The organism is Thermocrinis ruber (assembly GCF_000512735.1).
Taxonomy (GTDB): domain Bacteria; phylum Aquificota; class Aquificia; order Aquificales; family Aquificaceae; genus Thermocrinis; species Thermocrinis ruber.
On the sequence record NZ_CP007028.1, the window covers coordinates 319554 to 339619 of the forward strand.

At 45.9% G+C, this 20066-nt stretch carries 23 protein-coding genes and 1 tRNA gene; 14 read left to right on the forward strand and 10 right to left on the reverse strand.

All coding sequences use genetic code 11. The annotated features are described in order from the left end of the window. Positions 1-2: 2 nt before the first annotated feature. From THERU_RS01730 to THERU_RS01740, 3 genes are read right to left on the reverse strand one after another with little or no spacing between them, the layout of a single operon-like run. Positions 3-1166 (reverse strand): (Fe-S)-binding protein, encoded by a 1164-nt coding sequence (locus tag THERU_RS01730; protein ID WP_025305562.1) that lies wholly within the window; start codon positions 1164-1166, stop codon positions 3-5. 51 nt (positions 1167-1217) lie between these two features. Further along, positions 1218-2471 (reverse strand): M16 family metallopeptidase, encoded by a 1254-nt coding sequence (locus tag THERU_RS01735; protein WP_025305563.1) that lies wholly within the window; start codon positions 2469-2471, stop codon positions 1218-1220. After that, the gene (locus tag THERU_RS01740; protein WP_025305564.1) at positions 2468-3760 is read right to left on the reverse strand and encodes a M16 family metallopeptidase; all 1293 of its coding nucleotides are present in this window, start codon (positions 3758-3760) and stop codon (positions 2468-2470) included. The genes THERU_RS01735 and THERU_RS01740 overlap by 4 nt, the downstream gene beginning before the upstream one ends. 65 nt (positions 3761-3825) lie before the next feature. Between THERU_RS01740 and THERU_RS01745 the strand changes: the two genes are divergently transcribed. Next, complete coding sequence (locus tag THERU_RS01745; RefSeq protein ID WP_025305565.1) at positions 3826-4767, forward strand: UDP-glucuronic acid decarboxylase family protein; 942 nt, start codon at positions 3826-3828, stop codon at positions 4765-4767. A 5-nt stretch (positions 4768-4772) separates the two neighbouring features. Beyond that, positions 4773-4976: a twin-arginine translocase TatA/TatE family subunit gene (tatA, locus tag THERU_RS01750; protein WP_025305566.1), complete on the forward strand. Its 204-nt coding sequence runs from the start codon at positions 4773-4775 to the stop codon at positions 4974-4976. On the opposite strand, the gene nusB is transcribed toward tatA, so the two are convergent. From nusB to panC, 3 genes are read right to left on the reverse strand one after another with little or no spacing between them, the layout of a single operon-like run. Next, positions 4973-5377, reverse strand: coding sequence for a transcription antitermination factor NusB (nusB, locus tag THERU_RS01755; protein ID WP_025305567.1), 405 nt, complete (start codon positions 5375-5377; stop codon positions 4973-4975). The genes tatA and nusB overlap by 4 nt on opposite strands. After that, a complete protein-coding gene (gene ribH, locus THERU_RS01760; protein ID WP_025305568.1) occupies positions 5374-5838 on the reverse strand; it encodes a 6,7-dimethyl-8-ribityllumazine synthase in 465 nt (154 codons plus the stop codon). The genes nusB and ribH overlap by 4 nt, the downstream gene beginning before the upstream one ends. Then, the gene (gene panC / locus THERU_RS01765; protein ID WP_025305569.1) at positions 5825-6688 is read right to left on the reverse strand and encodes a pantoate--beta-alanine ligase; all 864 of its coding nucleotides are present in this window, start codon (positions 6686-6688) and stop codon (positions 5825-5827) included. Before panC ends, ribH begins: the two co-directional genes overlap by 14 nt. A gap of 175 nt (positions 6689-6863) precedes the next feature. On the opposite strand from panC, the gene THERU_RS01770 reads away from it, so the two are divergent. The 7 genes from THERU_RS01770 (at position 6864) to purH (ending at position 14181) form a co-directional block, all read left to right on the forward strand. After that, the gene (locus THERU_RS01770) at positions 6864-8420 is read left to right on the forward strand and encodes an IS200/IS605 family accessory protein TnpB-related protein (RefSeq protein WP_025305570.1); all 1557 of its coding nucleotides are present in this window, start codon (positions 6864-6866) and stop codon (positions 8418-8420) included. Between the two features lie 93 nt (positions 8421-8513). After that, positions 8514-9743: a histidine--tRNA ligase gene (hisS, locus tag THERU_RS01775; protein ID WP_025305571.1), complete on the forward strand. Its 1230-nt coding sequence runs from the start codon at positions 8514-8516 to the stop codon at positions 9741-9743. Then, positions 9733-10185, forward strand: a complete 453-nt coding sequence (locus tag THERU_RS01780; protein ID WP_025305572.1) for a DUF1122 family protein — start codon at positions 9733-9735, stop codon at positions 10183-10185. The genes hisS and THERU_RS01780 overlap by 11 nt, the downstream gene beginning before the upstream one ends. A gap of 7 nt (positions 10186-10192) precedes the next feature. Then, on the forward strand, positions 10193-10435 hold the full coding sequence (locus THERU_RS01785; RefSeq protein ID WP_025305573.1) for an NIL domain-containing protein: 243 nt from the start codon (positions 10193-10195) through the stop codon (positions 10433-10435). Continuing rightward, on the forward strand, positions 10432-11355 hold the full coding sequence (gene thiL, locus THERU_RS01790) for a thiamine-phosphate kinase (protein WP_025305574.1): 924 nt from the start codon (positions 10432-10434) through the stop codon (positions 11353-11355). The genes THERU_RS01785 and thiL overlap by 4 nt, the downstream gene beginning before the upstream one ends. Continuing rightward, on the forward strand, positions 11297-12652 hold the full coding sequence (locus tag THERU_RS01795) for a sigma-54-dependent transcriptional regulator (protein WP_245565837.1): 1356 nt from the start codon (positions 11297-11299) through the stop codon (positions 12650-12652). Before thiL ends, THERU_RS01795 begins: the two co-directional genes overlap by 59 nt. Before the next feature lie 11 nt (positions 12653-12663). After that, the gene (purH, locus tag THERU_RS01800) at positions 12664-14181 is read left to right on the forward strand and encodes a bifunctional phosphoribosylaminoimidazolecarboxamide formyltransferase/IMP cyclohydrolase (RefSeq protein WP_025305576.1); all 1518 of its coding nucleotides are present in this window, start codon (positions 12664-12666) and stop codon (positions 14179-14181) included. On the opposite strand, the gene purQ is transcribed toward purH, so the two are convergent. Both purQ and purS read right to left on the reverse strand, forming a co-directional pair. Next, positions 14171-14854, reverse strand: coding sequence for a phosphoribosylformylglycinamidine synthase I (purQ, locus tag THERU_RS01805; RefSeq protein ID WP_025305577.1), 684 nt, complete (start codon positions 14852-14854; stop codon positions 14171-14173). The two genes, purH and purQ, sit on opposite strands and share 11 nt — an antisense overlap. Further along, positions 14851-15063 carry a phosphoribosylformylglycinamidine synthase subunit PurS gene (gene purS / locus THERU_RS01810; RefSeq protein WP_025305578.1) on the reverse strand — a complete coding sequence of 71 codons (213 nt, stop codon included), beginning with the start codon at positions 15061-15063 and terminating at the stop codon, positions 14851-14853. Before purS ends, purQ begins: the two co-directional genes overlap by 4 nt. A gap of 22 nt (positions 15064-15085) precedes the next feature. Between purS and THERU_RS01815 the strand changes: the two genes are divergently transcribed. Both THERU_RS01815 and uppP read left to right on the forward strand, forming a co-directional pair. After that, on the forward strand, positions 15086-15829 hold the full coding sequence (locus THERU_RS01815) for a DUF3108 domain-containing protein (RefSeq protein ID WP_245565838.1): 744 nt from the start codon (positions 15086-15088) through the stop codon (positions 15827-15829). Continuing rightward, positions 15829-16599 carry an undecaprenyl-diphosphatase UppP gene (uppP, locus tag THERU_RS01820; protein ID WP_025305580.1) on the forward strand — a complete coding sequence of 257 codons (771 nt, stop codon included), beginning with the start codon at positions 15829-15831 and terminating at the stop codon, positions 16597-16599. Before THERU_RS01815 ends, uppP begins: the two co-directional genes overlap by 1 nt. Here uppP and THERU_RS08425 read toward each other — a convergent pair. Continuing rightward, positions 16561-17100, reverse strand: a complete 540-nt coding sequence (locus THERU_RS08425; RefSeq protein ID WP_025305581.1) for a hypothetical protein — start codon at positions 17098-17100, stop codon at positions 16561-16563. The two genes, uppP and THERU_RS08425, sit on opposite strands and share 39 nt — an antisense overlap. A 9-nt stretch (positions 17101-17109) precedes the next feature. Then, positions 17110-17182, reverse strand: a tRNA-Lys gene (locus THERU_RS01830). A 103-nt stretch (positions 17183-17285) separates the two neighbouring features. On the opposite strand from THERU_RS01830, the gene THERU_RS01835 reads away from it, so the two are divergent. The 3 genes from THERU_RS01835 to dnaB are packed head-to-tail and all read left to right on the forward strand — an operon-like array spanning position 17286 to position 20066. After that, entirely contained in the window at positions 17286-17519 is a 234-nt protein-coding gene (locus tag THERU_RS01835; protein ID WP_025305582.1) for a hypothetical protein, read from the forward strand. A gap of 9 nt (positions 17520-17528) precedes the next feature. After that, a complete protein-coding gene (locus THERU_RS01840) occupies positions 17529-18632 on the forward strand; it encodes an RNA ligase (protein ID WP_025305583.1) in 1104 nt (367 codons plus the stop codon). Between the two features lie 24 nt (positions 18633-18656). Beyond that, positions 18657-20066: a replicative DNA helicase gene (gene dnaB, locus THERU_RS01845; RefSeq protein ID WP_038532007.1), complete on the forward strand. Its 1410-nt coding sequence runs from the start codon at positions 18657-18659 to the stop codon at positions 20064-20066.

A 20066-nucleotide genomic window follows, 5' to 3' on the forward strand; every position in this document is an offset into this window, starting at 1 on the left:
AATTATAAACAATCTGCCAGGTAATCTGCAAGGTGCATAACTTTTTGGTTGGTTTTGTTTGCCTTTGTGCCATCCTTAAGGTTTAGCACACAGCCGGGGCAAGAGGTAAGCACCACCTCCGCACCCGTCTTTTTTAGGTCTTCAATTTTCTCCTGTTGTATGCTTTTGGATAGCTTAGGGTTTGTTATGGAAAAGAGCCCCGCAAAGCCACAGCAGGATTTATCCTTTTCACCCTTTATCAGTTGGTCGCCCTCTACCCTTTTTAGCAAGCCATAGAAGACTTTGTCGCTTACCTTCATGGCACTGTAAGAATGGCAGGGCACATGAAAGGTGGTTTTTGTTCCTCTACCTTTAAAGGTTAGGTTGCTTTCAAAGAGTAGCTCCGCAAAGTCATAGACTTTTTTCTTCAGACCATAGTCCTCTTGGAGGGCACCACCGCATGTGGGACAGGCTACCACCACCGCATCAAACTGGTATTTTTCCATTTCCTTCAGGTTGTGTTCTTTCAATCTTTCAAAGGCTTCCTTGTCGCCCGAATAGTAATGTGGAGCACCACAGCATTTAATATCCTCTGGCACCACCACCGTCCAGCCTGCCCTGTTCATAAGCTTTATAACGTTCTCCCCTGTCTTTGAGTAAAAGGCGTCTATCATACAGCCCGTAAAGAACAAAAGCACACCCTTTTCCTGTTCAGCCTTAAAGGTCTTTCCCCTCAGGTTAAAGGCTTTTCCGTTCGGCTTTGGCATAAACTTTACCGCACCGGTAGGAAAGGGCACCTTTACCTCCTCAAAGGGCAACTTTTCCATGAGCTTGCCCGTTAGCTTGATTACCTTTCGCCCTACTTCCGACTGCAAAAGCTCCAAGCTTTTTAACCCGGCGGACTTAACAAAGGATTTCCTTTGGGTGTTTCTAACGGTAGCTACGATTTCTTTATACTCCACTCCGTTGGGACAGACCCACTCGCACCTTCTACACATGGCGCACTGATCCAGGTGCTTGTATGCTTCTCCGTCTTTTAGCTCACCACTGAGAAGCATTTCTGCCAAGACGAGCCTTCCCCTTGCGTAGCCTGCCTCTTTTTGGATGTAGGGATAGGTGGGACATACGGACTTACACAGGGCGCACTTCACACACTTTTGGGTTAGCTCCAAAGGAATTTCAACCATTGTTTAGTTAAAGATATATTCCCAAATAAGCCATGCTGTGATTAAGCTCACCTAAGGCTCCACCACCACGCATTGATGGGCTTTTTTTAGGCTCTCCCTTACTCTTAAGACATCCTCAAGGCGTACATTTTCTATGTGTTTTACATACTCTTGGTCCATTTTGTAGCCAAAGCCCATTACCTCCCAAAAGCCCAATTGGAAGGCTTGCCTGCCTCTGGTTTGTCTGTCCAAAAGATAGCCACCTATGATCTTTTTCTTGGCAAGCTCTAAATCCTCATTGGTGATCTCTGCCTCCTGCACCACCCAAAGCAGGTCCTTTAGGGCACTTTCTTTTTTGTCCGGAGAGGTGCCAATGTATGCAAAGACCCTTGGAGAGTACAGCCTTATGGGAAACATAGAGTAAGTAGCGTAGGCGTATCCCCTCTTTTCTCTGAGCTCACTAAAGAGCTTGGAAGTCATGCCGTCTCCCAGTATACTGTTTAGAACCCTAAGGGCAAAAAAGTCCGGGCTATTCAGTGGAACTCCTTCAAAGGCACAAAGAATGGTTGCCTGAGCACCTTCCCTTTGAACCCTTTCCACCAAGCTTTCCTTTATGGGTTTGTCCTCCGCCCTAAGGTTGAACTCGCCGGAGGGCAACTTGGAAAAGACAGCCCTGAACCTTTTTTCTAACTCTTCCAAAGGCATATCTCCCACCGCAGCCACAACAACGTTTTTACCCTTCAGAACCTGTTGCCATCTTTTTATTAGGTCCTCCCTCTCTACCTTTTCCACATCCTCCTCCCTTCCTGCGGGAGCTACTTCGTAAGATGTTCCCCTGTAGGTTATCAGCCTGAGCCTTTCCATGGCAAGCTCAAAGCCGTCTTCCCTCCGGGACCTTATGCTTGCTATGACCCTTCTTTTTTCCACCTGTAGCTGTTCCTCTGGAAAGGTGGGCTCCAAAAGGATGCTCTCTATTACCCTTAGCCCCTGCTCAAGTCCCTCCGGTCTTGTGGAGAAGTTAATAGAGATGTAATCGTCTGCGGTGGAGGCTTCTATGCTACCGCCCCAGTCCTCAAAGGCACTGGCAATATGGTAGGAGCTGAAGGTCTTTGTCCCCTTGGTCAAAAGGCTTGCCATAAGGTTTGTAGTTCCCCTCTTCTCTTCCCCATGGGTGCCAGACTTTATGAAGATGCTACCCGCCACTATGCCTCTGCCCTTTGTTTCCTTTATGATCAACTTTACGCCGTTCTCTAGATTTACCTCTTTCAACTTTGCACCTCCGTAGGCTAAGCTAAAAAGGAAAAAAATTATAAGAAAGAGGCTCATTTTTCTGGTACCATCAAAATTTCCGAGTAAGGCTTGCTGAGTATGTACTTTTCCAGCACATTCAGAACGTCCTTCTTTCTGACGGACCTTATGTTGCTTTCAAAGTAAAGGTAGTAGTCCAAAAGCCCCACCACCGTCAGTGAGTATCCAATGTAGTAAGCTTCCCTTTGGACCCTCTCAAGGGCAAAGACCTCCGAGTTTATGATCCTTTGCTTTGCCTTTTGCACCTCCTCGTCGGTCAGGGTCTGAGGGAGCTCTTGCAAAATCTGCATTACTCTTTCTTTTACCTCTTTATACCTGCTTGGCTCAAAGCTGGCGGAGATAACAAAAAGGTTATCCCTTGGTCTTGCAAAGTCCCCCGAGGATACCGAATATGCCAATCCCTTTTCCACCAGTTCTTTGTAAAAGATGGATGTTCTGCCGTTTCCGAGGATCTGGTCCAGCACCAAGAGGGCGTAGTAGTCTTTTACTGCCACAGGCATTACCCTCCAGCCTATGATCCAGTATGCCCTCTCTAACCTTTTGTCTTTTATCTCCTTAAAGCGGTTTTCCAACTGCTCAGGCTCTGGTACATACTGGGCTCTTTTTACGGGCTTTCCTACCTCTTTACCAAAGGTCTCCTCCACAAAGCTTTTAACCTCCGAAGGCTCCACATCGCCCACCACTACGATCACCATATTCTGTGGCTGATAATAGTTGCGGAAGAACTCCAAAAGGCTCTCCCTTGTGAACTTGCTTATGGTCTCTTCGTAGCCTATGATGGGGTGCCTGTAGGGAGAAGCTTTATAGACCAGCTTTTCAAACTCTTCCCAAAGAAGGTTTATAGGATCATCTTTGCCCCTTCTTAGCTCCTCTATCACTATGGGCTTTTCCTTTTCCACCATATCCTCAGAGAGTAAGGGCTTTTGGGTGAGTTGGTAGAGAATCTCAAGGGCAGGCTTCCAATAGGGCTTTGCTACGGTTATGTAGTAAAAGGTGTATTCCTTGGAGGTGCCCGCGTTCATCCTACCACCCATACCCTCCACCAACCTGTCTATCTCTCCGTAAGGATACTTTTCAGAACCGTTAAAGAGCATGTGTTCTAAAAAGTGAGCCATACCTTTCTGTTGGTAATTCTCCTCTATGGAACCCACCTTGAACCAAACCTGCAAAGAAACCGCCTCTGTGTCATCCCTACGTTTTACCACCAAGATGGCACCGTTTTTGAGTTTATACTTTGCCAAATCTTGCACCGCAAAGGCGTAAGCCATCAGAAACACCTCCAAAAGTAAAATGATAATCACTCTCACAAGGTAGAGATTTTAACCTTATCCCATTACTTTTCAACGGTAGGAATGAACTTAAAATATCTCCAATGCGCGTTTTGATAACGGGGTGCGCGGGCTTTATTGGTTCTCATCTCTGCGACAAGTTCTTGGCAGAGGGCTTTGAAGTTATAGGCATGGACAACTTCATCACTGGCAGTCCCGACAACATAGCCCATCTTTTGGGACATCCGAGGTTTAAGTTCATCCACTACAATGTGGTCAATTACATATACGTAGAAGGTCCCCTGGACATTATCCTTCACTTTGCGTGCCCTGCGTCTCCGGTGGATTATCTCAACCATCCTATACACACCATGAAGGTGGATTCTTTGGGAACGCTGAACACCTTGGGACTTGCCAAGCTAAAATCCGCCCGTTATGTGTTTGCCTCCTCTTCGGAGGTATATGGGGACCCTTTGGTGCATCCACAGAGGGAGGATTACTGGGGTAATGTGAACCCGGTAGGGATCCGAAGCGTCTATGCGGAAGCCAAAAGATTTTCGGAAGCCCTGTGCATGGCTTATCACCGGGAGCATGGAGTGGATGTTAGGATTTTGAGAATATTCAACACCTACGGCGAGAGGATGAGGATCGGAGATGGCAGGGTGGTGCCCACTTTTCTGTACAAAGCCCTGAGGGGCGAGCCCATACCCGTCCACGGAGGGGGCACCCAAACCCGTAGCTTTTGCTACATAGAGGACATGGTGGAGGGCATATTCCGAGCGTCCATCAAGGATGGGATAGAGGGAGAGGTGATAAACCTGGGTAGCCCGGAGGAGATAAGCATCCTTGACCTTGCAAGGCTGGTGGTAGAACTTACCAATTCTAACTCTCCCATACAAATTCTGGACGGAAGAGAGGATGACCCAAAAAGAAGATGTCCGGACATCACAAAGGCAAAGAACCTTTTGGGCTGGGAGCCAAAGACCACTCTGAGGGATGGCTTGAAAAAAACCATAGAGTGGTTAAAATCATATTTAAGGAGGTAAGAAATATGTTTCACATGCCCAATTTGACGGAGCTGTTGGTAATACTTCTCATAGTCTTTTTGCTCTTTGGAGCGTCAAAGTTGCCCGAGGTGGGCAGAGGTTTGGGAGAAGGCATAAGGAACTTTAAGAAGGCCCTCGCCGGCGAGACCGAAGAAGAAAAGAAGGTAAAAGAGGTTAAGGGCGAGGAGGTGAACAAAGAAAAGGTTTAACCCGCATTTAGGATCTTTGAAATTATTCCGTTTACAAACCTGCTGGGTTTGCTACCCGCATATTTGTTAGTTATGTTCATGTAGTCTTTGATTACCACCTTTGGGTTTTTAACCTTTGCGTATAAAAGCTCTGCAGTTGCCAGCCTTAGGATGGCCCTTTCTACATATCCGAGGCGGTCAAAGTCCCAGTTTTCCAAGTTATCGGATATGGTTTTGTCTATATCACCCGCGTGTTCAAAGTATGTTCTTATGAGCTTACGCATGTATCTTCTCTGCTCGCTGTTTTTTACCCTGTTCATAGAAAGATACTCCTCGATAAGCTCCTCTATGCTACCCCCTCTTATGTCCCACTGATAGAGCACCAAGAAGGCGTCTTCTCTTGCTTTTGTTTTGTATATCATCTAAGGGTTCTAAAGAGATTGACCATCTCTATGGTGGAGAGCATGGCGTCCCATCCTTTATTGCCGTGCTTTGTGCCAGCCCTCTCTATGGCCTGTTCTAAGGTGTCTGCGGTTATGATTCCGAAGGAAACGGGCTTTCTGTGCTCCAAGCTGAGCATTGCCAGACCCTTTGAGACCTCGTTGGCTATGTATTCAAAGTGGGGAGTGGCACCCCTTATGAGGACACCCAAAGCTACCACACCCTCTATATCTTCCTTTACAAGCAGTTCCTTAACCGCCATGGGAATCTCCCAAGAACCTGGCACTCTAACAAGGGTAAGGTTCTCCTCCTCTCCTTCGTGTCTTAGAAAGCAGTCTATGGCACCCTCCACCAGCCTTTCCACCAGGGTATGGTTAAACCTACTCGCCACAATGCCTATCTTTAGCCCCCTTGCGGTTAGCTTTCCTTCATAGCTTCTCATGACTAAGCCTCCAGTTGTCTATTAGCCTTGTGTTGCCTACATAAAGGGCAACCAAAATTCTATCGCCCTCCTTTACCTCCTCCACGGGATTTAACTCCTCGTCTGTTATTTCCACATAATCAATCTTTCTAACATGGGGGTGCTTCAAAAGAAAATCCTTTATAGCTTCCTTTAGCAGGTTTGCGTCCGTGTTTCCCGATTGAAAGAGTTTTTGGGCAAGCAAAAAGGACTTGTAAATGGCCGAAGCGCTTTGCCTCTCCTCTGGGCTCAGATACACATTCCTTGAACTGCAGGCGAGCCCATCTTCTTCTCTAACAGTGGGCACGGGCACAATTTCAACCGGTAAAGAGAGGTCTTTTACAAGCCTTTCCACCACCTTTAGTTGTTGGTAGTCCTTTTCCCCAAAGTAAGCCCTGTCGGGCTGAACGATATGGAGCAACTTTAGAACCACTATGGCTACACCGTTGAAGTGCCCAGGTCTGTAAGCACCCTCTAGCCTATCGGTGAGCCCGGGTATGTCTATTTTTACCTTGGGTAGCTCGGGGTACATCTCCTGATCTTCGGGGGCAAACACCACATCCACACCCGCCTCCTCGCACATGGCCAGGTCCCTCTCTAAATCCCGTGGATACCTCTCGTAGTCTTCACCTGCCCCAAACTGGAGGGGATTGACGTATATGCTAACCACGGTGATCTCGTTTTGGAGCTTTGATAGCTTTATCAGTTCCATGTGGCCTTTGTGTAGGTATCCCATGGTGGGAACGAAACCCACCGACAGATTGCTCCCGTTACATTTCAATTCCTTCAAAAAGCTTCTAATTTCCTTTATTTTCTTAAAGAGTTTCGGCATGGCTTTTCACCAAGCTAAATAATTATATCAGAAGGTAAAAATCATACTCTCAATTCACATAAGGTATAAGTTTTTCTGTAGGGAGGTAGTAGAGAAGGCAAAGGTAATCCTGATGCTGTTCTAAAAATCCAAACCCATTGACACACAAGAGTTTTAAGGCTAAAATCTAACCCTGATGTTTGTTAGCCTTCAGTTCAAGCTTGAACTGAAAAAGGAGGACAAAGAAAAACTCAAAAAGCTGATGCGTAAGCAATCTTCCGCCATCCGTGTGGCATACAACATGCTAAAGGATCTGGAAAAGGAAAAAACAAAAAATCCTCACGCCCAAATATACCATAGACTAAGACAGCTATTTCCTGAATTGCCAACAAAATACATTGACTCAGCTATTTACAAAGCTAAACAATATCCCACAGACAAATCAGTTATCTTTGGAGGCAAAAGACTTTTTGAAAAGCTTTGTAAAAACCACCTTTCAGGAGAGGCGAGAGAAAGACTTAAAAAGCAGTGGAGAGAACTAAGACAGGGAACACTCGTAAGCATTGGGTCAAAATCAGACAGAGGAAACAGGCTAACAAGATTTGAAGACCTAAACGGACAGCTTTGCCTTAGAATTACCACAGGAAACAGAGAGTTTTTTTACGCCAAAGTGTTAAGAGAACCAAGCAATAGCAAAGATAAGTGGATAACTTTTATGGCTATGCTTTTAGAAAGCTGGCAAACTCAAAATTACTTTGCCTACACAGTGGAGTTAAAACTGAAAGATGGAGAAGTTTATGGAAGCGTATCCTTTGAAATCCCGACACCCAAAGTAAGATACACCAAAGAAAATGGAGTAATAGCCATAGACACAAACGCATTACCCATACACTTAGCCATAGCGGAAGTCTCAAAAACTGGAGAATTAGTAAGCTATCAGACTATTAGCCTACACCATCTTTTAGGACTTTCCCAAAACAGCAAAAACCACCAAGAGTGGATATTAGCCCACAAGATAGTGGATTTGGCCATTCAGAAAGGTAAAGCTATAGCCATAGAGAACCTGAAGAAACTCAAAAGAGGAATGCGTGGAGATGGAAAAGCTACACTAAGAAAAATACTTCACAACTGGAACGCTAAAAAGTTCTTGCAAAAGCTAAAGAGGGTAGCAATGTTAAAGGGAGTGGAGGTAGTAGAGGTAAATCCTGCCTACACATCAGTTATTGGCATGCTAAAGTATGCACCACAGTTAAGCATAGATAAAGACGTAGCTGGTGCCTATGTGATAGGGAGAAGGGCACTGGGATTTAAAGAGGACATGCCTGAGAATTACGAGAAGCTTTTAAAAGACAAAGCATATTTGGAGTTTGCACTGAAAAGGTATGAAGAGAGAGAAAAGGAGCTTAGGGAACTTATAGAGAAGGAAACCAATGAATACAAGAGAAACGCACTAAGAAGCGAACTAAGGAATGCAGAATATGCAAGGAAGCTATTAACTCATCTCATACAAAGCCTTCAGAGTGAGCCAAGCGGATGTGAGGGAGCCAATGGAAGGAATCCCGAGCAGGGAAGGGTAGCAAAAACTACCCTTCAAAGTGCTTGGCAAGTTCTGAAGGTAGCCCTCCTCTTCCCTATCCTTGGAAAGGTCCTGCCAAGAGACCTTTCTCCCCTGAAGCCCGTGTTGGTGGAAGGGGTGTGGGATAGGGTGAGGAGTAGGTTAGTCCCTTTAGAGGCTGGAGGGGCGTCCCGATAAGGGATTTTTAGAACAGCCTCAAGGCGATCCTTGATAGGCTCAGGATAGGGCGGGAGAGCGAGTTTTCGCAGGAGATATACTTATAATTTTTGCATGGAAGAGTTCAGAAGCGTTAGAGGTTTTCACGACATCTTTGGAGAGGAACTTGAGAGGTTCAACGCTGTAAGACAGACCGTAAGAAGGATCCTTGAGCTTTACAACTTTGAAGAGATCATACTGCCTGTGGTGGAGTATGCGGAGGTCTTTCAAAGGAGCATAGGAGAGGCAACGGACATTGTCCAGAAGGAGATGTTTGTGTTCCCTGATAAAAAGGGAAGGATGTTGGCACTTAGGCCTGAGGGCACCGCTGGAGTGGTAAGAGCCTTTATTCAAAACAGGATGTTTGCCCTAAAGCCCTATACGAAGCTCTTTTACGAAGGACCCATGTTCAGGTATGAAAGACCTCAGGCGGGAAGATACCGTCAGTTCCATCAGATAGGGGGAGAGGTCTTTGGAAGCTTAGACCCTCTCGTGGATGCGGAGGTAATAAGCATTGCCCACAAGGTGGTAAAAGAGCTAAAGATAGAGGCAGTGGTAGAGGTCAATTCCATAGGCTGTAAGGTGTGTAGGCCCGCATACAGGGAAGCCCTAGTACAGTACTTGGAGCAGGTAGCTGGACATCTGTGTGAAGACTGTATAGACAGAAAGGACAGAAATCCTCTCAGGGTTTTAGACTGCAAAGTGCCCACCTGCAAGTCTGCGGTTAAGGATGCGCCTAAGATGGTGGATTTTCTGTGTGAAGAGTGCAGAGAACACTATCAAAAACTGCTTGAGTATTTGAACATCATGGGCATTCCCTACGTGGAAAACCCTAACCTGGTAAGAGGATTGGATTACTACACAAAAACCGTCTTTGAGGTGGTCTCCCGAGAGCTGGGTATAACCATAATAGCGGGTGGAAGGTATGATTACCTTGTGGAGGAGATGGGTGGAGTGCCAACGCCTGCGGTAGGCTTTGCAGTTGGTGTGGAAAGGGTGGCAATGTTGGTTAAAGAGCTTCCGCAAAGACAGCCCCTTTATATGGTAATTCCCTTGGGAGAAGATACGGTAAGCTACGCCCTAAAGGTCTGCGAACTTTTGAGAGAAAAGGGTAAGAGGGTGGAGCTCTCTTACAAAAGGGCAGGTTTGAAAAAACAGTTGGAGCTGGCAAACAAGCTAAAAGCTGATTATGCGGTAATAGTGGGCGAGGATGAGATGAGGGAAGAGAGCGTGTCCATAAAGAACTTGCACACAGGAGAGCAAGTTAAGCTGAGTCTGAAGGAACTTTTTAGCCATGTGCTTTGAAGAGCTGAAGCGAAGGCTTTTGGAAGGTATAGACCTTAGGCAGGGCAGACTTTATTTGGCCAAAGTAAGTCAGGGGCGCTTTTTGGAGGAAGAGAACTACACCATCCATCTGAACGGAAAGAGACTGCTCTTTGCCAAAGTCTTTTACGGAAGGAAGCCCTACTACAAAGAGTGGGTGGAGCTTTTTAACATAGAGGAGGGATTTTTTGATACAGAGGCGGAGGACCTACTTTTGGAGCTCTTCAGCAGATGCTTTAGAAGGATCTTTGTGGAGTACTACAACGACCCGCAGACTACAAAAGAGTTAAAAAGTAGCATTCCACCCCAAGAGACCAGGCTCGGTAAAAAGCTAAAAAGTTTGGGCTACACCTACTTTAGGGACTGGTATTACCCAGAAGGCTGGATGGAGGGCGGTTATAAACTTCAGGCGGAGAGGTTATAATCTTATTATGAACTTTATCAGGGTTCAGCTTATCTATCCGGAAGACAAGGTAAAGGAGCCCTTGCTCTGTGCCCTGTGTAAGAACTTTGATGTGGTGGTGAACATAAGAACCGCAAAGGTGTCAAAGGATACGGGCATTCTAACCGTTGAAATTGACGGAGAAGCAGAGGAAATAGACAGGGCAATAAGGTTCTTGGAAGAGAAAGGGGTGATAGTTCAACCCATAGAGGGGCAGATATTCACAGAATGAAGGTCTCCCAGCTCGGTGAGTTTGGGCTCATAGAGTATCTGAAAAATCGGTTTTACCTTGAAGAGGTGGGAGATGACACCGCCTGTGTGAAGGTGGGGGATAGCCTCTTGCTTTTGACCTGTGATACCCTTTTGGAGGGAAGGCACTTTTTAGACTCTTATCCCATGTCTGCGGTGGGTTGGAAGGGGGTAAGCGCCTGCGTAAGCGACCTCATAGCCAACGGTGGAAAGCCTCTTTATTTACTGGTTACCCTTCTTTTGCCCGACGTGGAGTTAAAAAAGGTAGATGAACTTTATGAGGGTATCACAAGGGCTTGTGAGTTTTACGGTGTAAAACTCGTGGGTGGCAATGTGGTCAAATCGGAACGCCTTGGCATAGACTTTTTTGGAGTTGGCTTGACGGAAAGGTTTGTGGGAAGGGGTGGTGCCAAGGTGGGGGATGGCATCTTTGTAAGTGGTACTTTGGGGGACTCCCTTGCGGGCTTGGAGCTGATTTTGATGGAAAAGAGACACTACGAAGACTTTGAGCTCAGGCTTATAGAAAGACATCTAAGACCTACCGCAAGGATAGATTACATCGCCCACATTTCCAAGTATGCCAACGCAAGCATGGACATAAGCGATGGGCTCTCTTCGGACATCCAACACATGGCAAAGAGGAGCGGTTTAAGGTTTTCTATACAGAAGGAAAAACTGCCACTTTCAAGGGAGCTTTTGGAGTATGCCAAAAGGCATGGCAAGGACCCATACAGCTATGCCCTCCGGGGCGGAGAGGACTATCAACTGCTTTTTACACACCCTCCCTCTAGGATAAACCCTTTTTTGGATATGACCCAAATAGGCACCGTGGAGGAGGGAGAGGGTGTGTTTTTGGACGGAGCTCCTTTGGAGGCACAGGGCTTTGACCACTTTAAATCCTAAAAGCAAGCTACTTTTGGTGGAGGATGATAAAAGCGTAAGCCAAACCCTGCGAACCATCCTTTCGGAAGAAGGCTACGAAGTAAGCATAGCAGAAAGCATAGCAAAAGCCAGGGAGTTAATTCAGAGGGAGTATTTTCATGGAGTTCTTTTGGACCTTTGGCTACCGGATGGCAACGGCTTGGACTTTATAAAAGAACTCAGGGAACAACTGCCCCTCTCACCCATAATCGTGATCACTGCCCACGGAAAGACGGAGCACGTGGTAAGGTCCATAAAGGAAGGAGCTTATGACTTTCTTGAAAAGCCCTTTTCTATGGAGAGATTGCTTTTAACACTAAAGAAAGCTTTAGAGTTCTCCTTTGGTGAAGAGGAAGGGGAGGAGATGGTGGGAAACAGCAGGGCAGTAATGGCGGTCAAGGAGCTCATAAGAAAGGTAGCCAAAAGCGAACTTAGTGTGCTGATCCTCGGAGAGAGCGGGGTAGGAAAGGAGCTTGTAGCAAGGCAGATACACAGACTTTCGGGTAGAAAACGTTTTGTGGACCTGAACTGTGCCAACCTTTCCGATGAGCTCTTTGAGGCAGAGCTCTTTGGCTACGAAAAGGGTGCCTTCACCTCTGCCCATTCAAGGAAGGAAGGAAAGTTGGAGCTTGCCCACGAGGGCACCCTATTTTTGGATGAGATCGGAGACCTAAGCCCAAAGGCACAGGCAAAGCTACTTAGGGTTTTAGAGACCAAACAATTTAGTCGGCTTGGTGGAAACCAAGTAATAACCTCCAACTTTCGGCTCATAAGCGCCTCCAACAAGGACCTAAAGGCTATGGTAGAGGAAGGAAGCTTTAGGGAGGACCTATACCACCGCATTGCGGGCGTTGTCATAGAGGTCCCACCCTTGAGGGAAAGAAAGGAAGACATTCCCCTCTTGGTGGAATTCTTTTTGAAAAAATACCACTGCAAAAAGCACTTCACAGAAGAGAGCCTGAAACTTTTGAAATCCCACCGATGGAAAGGAAATGTGAGGGAGCTCAAAAACTTTGTGGAAAGGCTCTGCATACTTCACGAGGGAGAAGAGGTCTCAAAGGCAGACGTGGAGAGATTTTTAGGTATAACATATCAAGAAGACCTAAGCGAACTTTTTGAAGAGAAGGACTTGAGAACCGCAAAGCAGAAATTTGAAAAACTCTTTATACAGAAAAAGCTCAGGGAATACAACGGAGACGTAAAAAAGGTGGCAGAGGTAATAGGCATAGACCTTTCCAACCTTTACAGAAAGATAAAGCTCTATGGGATAGAGATATAATAGAACACTCCATGAGAGCCCTAATCTCTGTCTATTACAAAGAGGGTGTAGAAGAGCTGGCAAAGGTCTTACAGGAGCTTGGCTATGAAATTGTATCCTCTTCAAGCACAGCTAAATACCTCACGGAAAGAGGGCTAAAGGTAAAGGAGATAGAGCAGATCACAAACTTTCCCGAAATATTCGGTGGAAGGGTAAAGACTTTGCATCCTTTCATTCACGGTGGAATACTCATGAGGGATTGGGTGGAAGAGGATAAAAGACAGGCTAAGGAGCTTGGAATAGAGCCCATAGATGTGGTGGTGGTAAATCTTTATCCCTTTGAGGAAAAGCTCAGAGAAGGCTTAGAAGAAAGGGAACTCATGGAGTTTGTGGATATTGGTGGTCCCGCCTTGATAAGGGCAAGCGCCAAGAACTTTTACAGGGTCTTGGTGGTCTGCGACCCTGCAGATTATCGCTGGGTTGCCCAAAAACTCAGAGAAAAAAGCCTTACCTTAGAAGACAGAAAATACTTGGCGGTAAAGGCTTTTTCCTTGACAGCCTATTACGATGCTTTGATCTCCAACGCCCTGGCAAACCTGTTTGGCATTTCTGAGATGTTTTCACAAATGGCAATTCCCTTAAAGCTTGTAAAGGGTCTAAGGTATGGAGAAAACCCCCATCAAAAAGGATGGCTCTTTAGCAATCCTTTGGAAAGCCTTGGAATTGCCAACTCGGAGGTTCTGCAAGGAAAGGATATGTCCTTTAACAACTACCTGGACGCGGACTCCGCCTTAAAGCTTGTCTTTCAGTTTGAAAAGCCCGCCTGTGTGATCGTAAAGCACAACAACCCCTGCGGAACCGCCTTGGGAGAAAGTCCCTCAGAAGCCTTTTTGAAGGCAAAAGAAGCAGACCCAGAGTCCGCCTTTGGTGGCATTGTAGCCTTTAACTGCAAAGTGGATGAGGAATGTGCCAAGCTTTTGACGGAGATGTTCTTGGAGGTGGTGGTTGCCCCTGAGTATGAGCCAAAAGCCCTTGAGATTCTAAGCACCAAAAAGAACCTTAGGGTAATCCGTAGTTTAGGATTTTCCTATTACTGGGACATAAAAAAGGTTTCCGGTGGCTATCTTTTGCAGGAGGAGGACACTATAGACTGGGAAAAGTGGGAGGTGGTAAGCAAAAGGGCACCCACTGAGAGGGAAGTAAAGGATTTGGAGTTTGCCTTTAAAGTGTGTAAGTTTGCCAAGTCTAACGCAGTGGTCCTTGCAAAAAATGGGCAGACCTTGGGAATAGGCACGGGCAACACCTCAAGGGTGGATAGTCTGAGGTGTGCCATTGCCAAGGCCAAAAGGTTTGGCTTTGACCTAAGGGGTGCAGTAATGGCTTCGGAGGCCTTCTTGCCCTTCAGGGACAGCGTGGATATATGTGCCCAGGAGGGTATAACCGCCATAGTTCAGCCCGGTGGGAGCATAAGGGACAAGGAGGTCATATCCGCATGCGACGAGCATGGGATAGCCCTAATATTTACAGGAACAAGACACTTCAGGCACTGATCAAGGAATACCAAAGCAACAACCCATCGTAATAGCCCAGAAGGTCCTCACAAGCCCTCTCGGGGTGTGGCATCAAACCAAAGACATTAAAAGTTTCGTTGCAAACGCCCGCAATGTTGCCCACAGAACCGTTCGGGTTGGCTTCCTTTGTGATAGAACCGTCTTCTTGGCAGTATCTAAAGAGAATTTGTCCCCTCTCTTCCAACCGTTTTAACTCATCCTCCGGCACATAAAACCTTCCCTCTCCGTGGGCTATGGGCATTCGGATAACTTCTCCCTTTTCTAACTTTTTTGTGAGTGGGGTTGAACTGTTTTCCACCCTCAAATAAACATCCTTGCAAACGAACCTTAGGTTTTCGTTCTTAAGCAGGGCACCCGGCAGGAGGTGAAGCTCAGTTAGAATTTGAAAGCCATTGCATATCCCCACCACAAAGCCGCCCTTTTGGGCAAAATCCACTATAGCCTTTGCGATGGGTGTTTTACTTGCCAGCGCGCCAGCCCTAAGGTAATCTCCAAAGGAAAAGCCACCGGGCAAAATTACGCAGTCTATGTTCTGTATCTTGGTCTCCCTAAAGTCCAGAAACCTAACCTCTGCCCCCACCACATCCCTGAGCACATAGTAAGTATCGTAATCACAGTTGGAACCCGGAAAAACACAAACACCAAACTTCATTCTATCACGTACTCCTCTATGAGGGGGTTGTATAGGAACTTTTCCACCATCTCCTTAACTTGGGATGGGTCATCCACCTCTAACTCAACCACCTTGCCTACCCTTACACTCTTAACCTTGTATCCGTTATCCTGAAGGATCTCCTTTACCGCCCTCCCCTCTGGGTCCAAAAGTCCCTCCTTGGGAGTGATCAAGACTCTAACTCGCATAGCCTATATTATAATGCTTTCCATGTTCTTACTGCTTTTGCTTTTGCCTCTTAGCCTACTTGCCAAAGAGCTAACACTGTGCTACAAAGCATACTATCTGTTTTTTCCCGTAGCCCAAACCTGCATAACCTACAAATTGCATGGAGAAGACCTTGTGGTTTCCAGCTATGCCAAAACTATAAACGTGGGAGGGCTCGTAAAAAGGGTGTATAACTATGGATATGCGGTCATATTTGCAAAAAACCTAATGCCCAAAGAGTTTTTCTACCATCAAGAGGAAGGAGAGTTTAAAAGAAAACAGCACTACATTTTTAAGAACTCTAAGATCTATGTAAAGGAAACCCACTATGTGGAGCTAACAGATAAGGTGGAAAGGGAGGAGGAAAGGGTTTATCCCTTTGATGGCTATCCAGACCCATACACCGCAAGCCTTGTGCTCTACAAAAACTCTATCCAAAATGGTGAAGGCGTCATAAAAATGTTCTACGACGACAGAAAGTATCACATACCCTACAAGGTGGTGGGAGAGGAGGAAATTAAAGTGCCCGCGGGCAACTACTACGCAAGGGTTGTGGACGTAACTCCCAATGTGGAAACAAAAGGATTACTGCGACCAAGGGGAAGATGGAAGCTCTGGATAGAAAAGGACAACCTTTTCCCAGTGAGGATGCAACTCTTCTTTGTGTTAGGAAGCGTCCGAGCCCTCTTGGAGGAAGTTAAAGGAGACAGGGATCTACTAAGGAAAGTCCTTTTGGGGCAAGGATGATGGAAGTCAAGCACGCAATAATCCTTGGTTTTGTGGAAGGGCTCACTGAATTTTTGCCCGTATCTTCCACCGGACATCTTATATTAGTTGCCCACCTTTTGGGACTTGACCATTCGGAATTCACAAAGAGCTTTGAGATCTCCATCCAGCTTGGTGCCATACTTGCGGTGGCAGTTCTGTATTTTTGGACCTTGCTTAGGGACTTAGAAACCTGGAAGAGAATAATAGTAGCCTTTTTGCCCACTGGACTGCTGGGATTTTCCCTTTACAGGTTTATTAAGGGCTACCTTATAGGAAACGACCTGGTGGTGGTGGTTAGCTTGGTGTTGGGTGGAGTTTTTCTACTCTTTGCGGACAGGTTCTGTGAAAGGTTTTGCTATCTTCAAAGCATCAGAGAGCTACCTCTAAAAAAGGCTTTTGTAATAGGCTTATTTCAGTCTTTGGCTATGGTTCCGGGAGTTTCCAGAAGTGCCAGCACTATCATCGGTGGTATGCTGATGGGATTAAACAGAAAGCAGTCCGCGGAGTTTTCCTTTTTGCTGGCAGTTCCCACCATGTTGATCGCCACGAGCTATGACCTTTACAAATCTCACTCTCAATTTACAACCCAAGAGTTTCACCTTCTGGCATTGGGCTTTATCACATCCTTTTTAACCGCCCTGCTGTCTGTCAAGCTCTTTTTAAAGTTTATATCCACCCACAGCTTTTTACCCTTTGGCGTCTATAGAATATTAGTTGGACTTGCTTACGCCTACTTCTTTCTGCTTTAGGTCAACCCAAATCCTTTTGCTGTGTATGTAATAGCATTCTGGCTCCTTTATCTGAAGATTTCTGAACTTTTTGTATTCCTCTATATTCTCAAGGAACCGCTTTAGGTGTTCCTCTGTATCAAAGTAGAGATAATTCTCACCACACCTTAGCACAAAATACTCCTGGTTTGGCTTTATGTACGCAGAACACACCACGCACCTTGTGGTTTCCGAAGGTTTTGGTGGTGGAAGGTTCTTTTTTTCCCTGTAGGCATGAAAAAATACCAACACATTGATAAATATTACAACTACCTCGTAAATTACCGCATGGGTAAAGGAGAGAATGCCCAACAGAAAGCTAAGCACGGTGGTGAATATCCCGCCTACCGTTAGGAGGGCTATGAGAAAGATATATCTGAGCCGGGCACCCATAAAGATGAGGGCTATCATGCAGGCGATGCCTACTGCCCTCAAAAGTCCTGCCAGTATGACCAATATATGTGAAAGCTCTTGCTTTTCCATTTTGAAAAGTGGGCTGGGCGGGAGTCGAACCCGCGACCCACGGATTAAGAGTCCGTTGCTCTGCCAGCTGAGCTACCAGCCCTAAGTATTTTTAATTATAATACTTTTGCAATAACACAGCGAGGCTGTTCTAAAAATACAACCTCATTGACAAAGAAGAGTTTTAAAGTTAAAATCTAACTCCGATGTTTGTTAGCCTTCAGTTCAAGCTTGAACTGAAAAGAGAAGACAAAGAAAAACTCATAAAGCTTATGCGTAAGCAATCCTCCGCTATCCGAACCGTATACAATATGCTAAAGGTTTTGCCAATGGAACTTTTTCCCCTGAAGCCGATGTTGGTGGAAGGGGTGTGGGATAGGGTGAGGAGTAGGTTAGTTCCCTTAGAGGCTGGGGGTACAGTCCCAACAAGGGATTTTTAGAACGACCTCATGACACAGCTACCACCAGAACTCGTAAGAGAAGCCCTCAAGAGGAACAAAGTAAAGATAGAAAACTACAAGGGCATAGAATACCTAAGGTTTATGGATGACTTTAAAGATGTGCCAAGGGGCACAGCCCTTTTTAAGTCCTTTACCCTTTGGGGGTACCCCCACATAGGCAGGATTTTCCAGCTGAGCACCGGGCTAAAAGAACAGTTCACACATCCTTTCTTTGTGGAAGAAAAGGTAGACGGATACAATACGCGGATCTTTCTTCACGAGGACCAGATCTTAGCCTTGAGTAGAGGAGGTTATGTATGTCCCTTTACCACCGAGAGGGTTGAAGACTTTATAAACCTCAAGTTTTTTGAAGACCATCCTAACCTCGTTTTATGCGCAGAGGTGGCAGGACCAGAAAACCCCTACGTGGATGAGCATCCCCCTTACATCAAGGATGATATCCAGTTCTTTGTCTTTGACATAATGGAGAAAGACTCCCAGAGGTTTCTTCCATACAGGGAAAAAGAGAAGCTTATAGAAAAGTATGGGCTTCCTTCGGTGGAAAGGTATGGACTCTTTAGTGTGGAGGATGTGGATAAGCTAAAAAGATTGATGAAAAGATTAAACGAGGAGGGTAGAGAGGGAGTAGTAATGAAGGAAGACTCAGAGAGGGATAAAAGGGTAAAGTATGTTACCCTTTATTCAAGCCTAAAGGACATAGAAATAACTTCCGTAAATCTTCTTGGTTTGCCCCCTGATTACTTTACCAACAGGCTCCTGAGGTTAGCCCTCTTCATGGAAGAGGAAGGCATAGAGGCAGACCAAGAGCTCTTTTTAAAAGTAGGTAAAGCCTTTTTGGAAGGGCTTCTTAAGGCAATCGAAATGTCTAAAAAGGATGGGCGTGTTTATAGGACCTTCCGGTGCAGGTTTAAAACAAGGGAGAATGCCTTACTTTTTATCGAAAGCATAAAGCATGCGTCCTCACAAGTGCAAGTACTCCAAAGGCGATTGGAAAAAGAAGGAGACTATTGGGTACTGGAATTTGATCGGGTGTATCTTAACATGGCTGGTCTATTGGGACATCTGCTGGCGGGTGGGTCCATTTTTGATTGAGGGGTTATATTTATATCTTCCACCATGGAGCTACCCGAATACCCCACCGACGAGCTAGCAGAAAGGGCAGTATTGGGTGCTATGATCAAAGACCCTGACAACATTCCCACCGTCCTTGAGTATCTTCGTGAGGAGGACTTTTACTTTGAAACTCACAGGCTACTGTTTTCTTTGCTTTACAAGGTGTGGGAAGATAAAGGGAAAGATTGGGATGACATTGTTCTAAGGAATTACCTGATAAAGTCTGGACTTCATGACAAGATTAGTATGGATTTGGTGTATGCCTTAGCCCAAGAGGCAGCAGAGGGACCACTGCTCTTTGAAGCAATAAACAGCGTAAAGGAAAAGGCAGGCTTAAGGAGACTGATAGACCTGTCCATTGAGATCCTGAAGAATGTCCAAGAATCTCCCGACCTTAATCTTTTGGTGGAAAGGACAACCCAAAAGCTTTATGAAATATCCGAGAAGACCCAGATAAGCGGATACTATCACATAAAAGAGGTAGCCAACGAAGTTTTGGAGATCATTGAGAAGAGAAAAAACGAGGAGAAAGTAATCACCGGTCTACCCTCAGGTTTTATAGACCTTGATATGCTAACCACAGGCTTTCATCCTTCGGACCTTGTGATAGTTGCCGCAAGACCCGGGATGGGCAAAAGTAGCTTTATGCTCTCTATGGTTCTTAACCTTGCCTTTGAAGAAAAGGTGCCGTTGGCCATATTCTCCCTAGAAATGAGTAGGGAACAGCTTGTAATGAGAATGCTTTCTATGCTTTCGGGTGTAGGGCTTCAAAACATAAGAAAGGGTTTTATATCAGAGGAAGATTGGGGAAAGCTACTAAACGCAGCTTTGGAGCTCTCTTCAAGGGATATATACATAGATGACAATCCTACACTCTCCACTACCGAGCTAAGGATCAAAAGCAGGAAGTTAAAGAAGGAGAAGGGTGTGGAGATCATCTTTGTGGATTACTTGCAGCTTCTCAGACCACCCCACCGGAGAAGCTCCCGTCAAGAGGAGGTTGCGGAAATATCAAGGAACCTGAAAGCCCTTGCAAAAGAACTTGAGGTTCCTGTGGTAGCCCTCGCCCAGCTTTCCCGTCAGGTTGAGCACAGAAGCGACAAACGCCCACAGCTGGCAGACCTAAGGGAAAGCGGACAGATTGAACAGGATGCGGACCTAATTATCTTCATCCACAGACCCGAGTATTACAAGAAGAACCCCTCTCCAGAGGAGGAGGGTATAGCGGAGATAATCGTGGCAAAACAGCGCCAAGGTCCTACCGGCATAGTAAAGCTTGCCTTTATAAAAGACACCACTATGTTCAAGTCCCTCTCTCCCACATACTCTGGCACAAAGAGGGTGGAACCCTACGAGCCGGAAGAAACAGAAGAAGAAGAGTTTTCTCCCGATGACTACGATTTAGATTTTTAA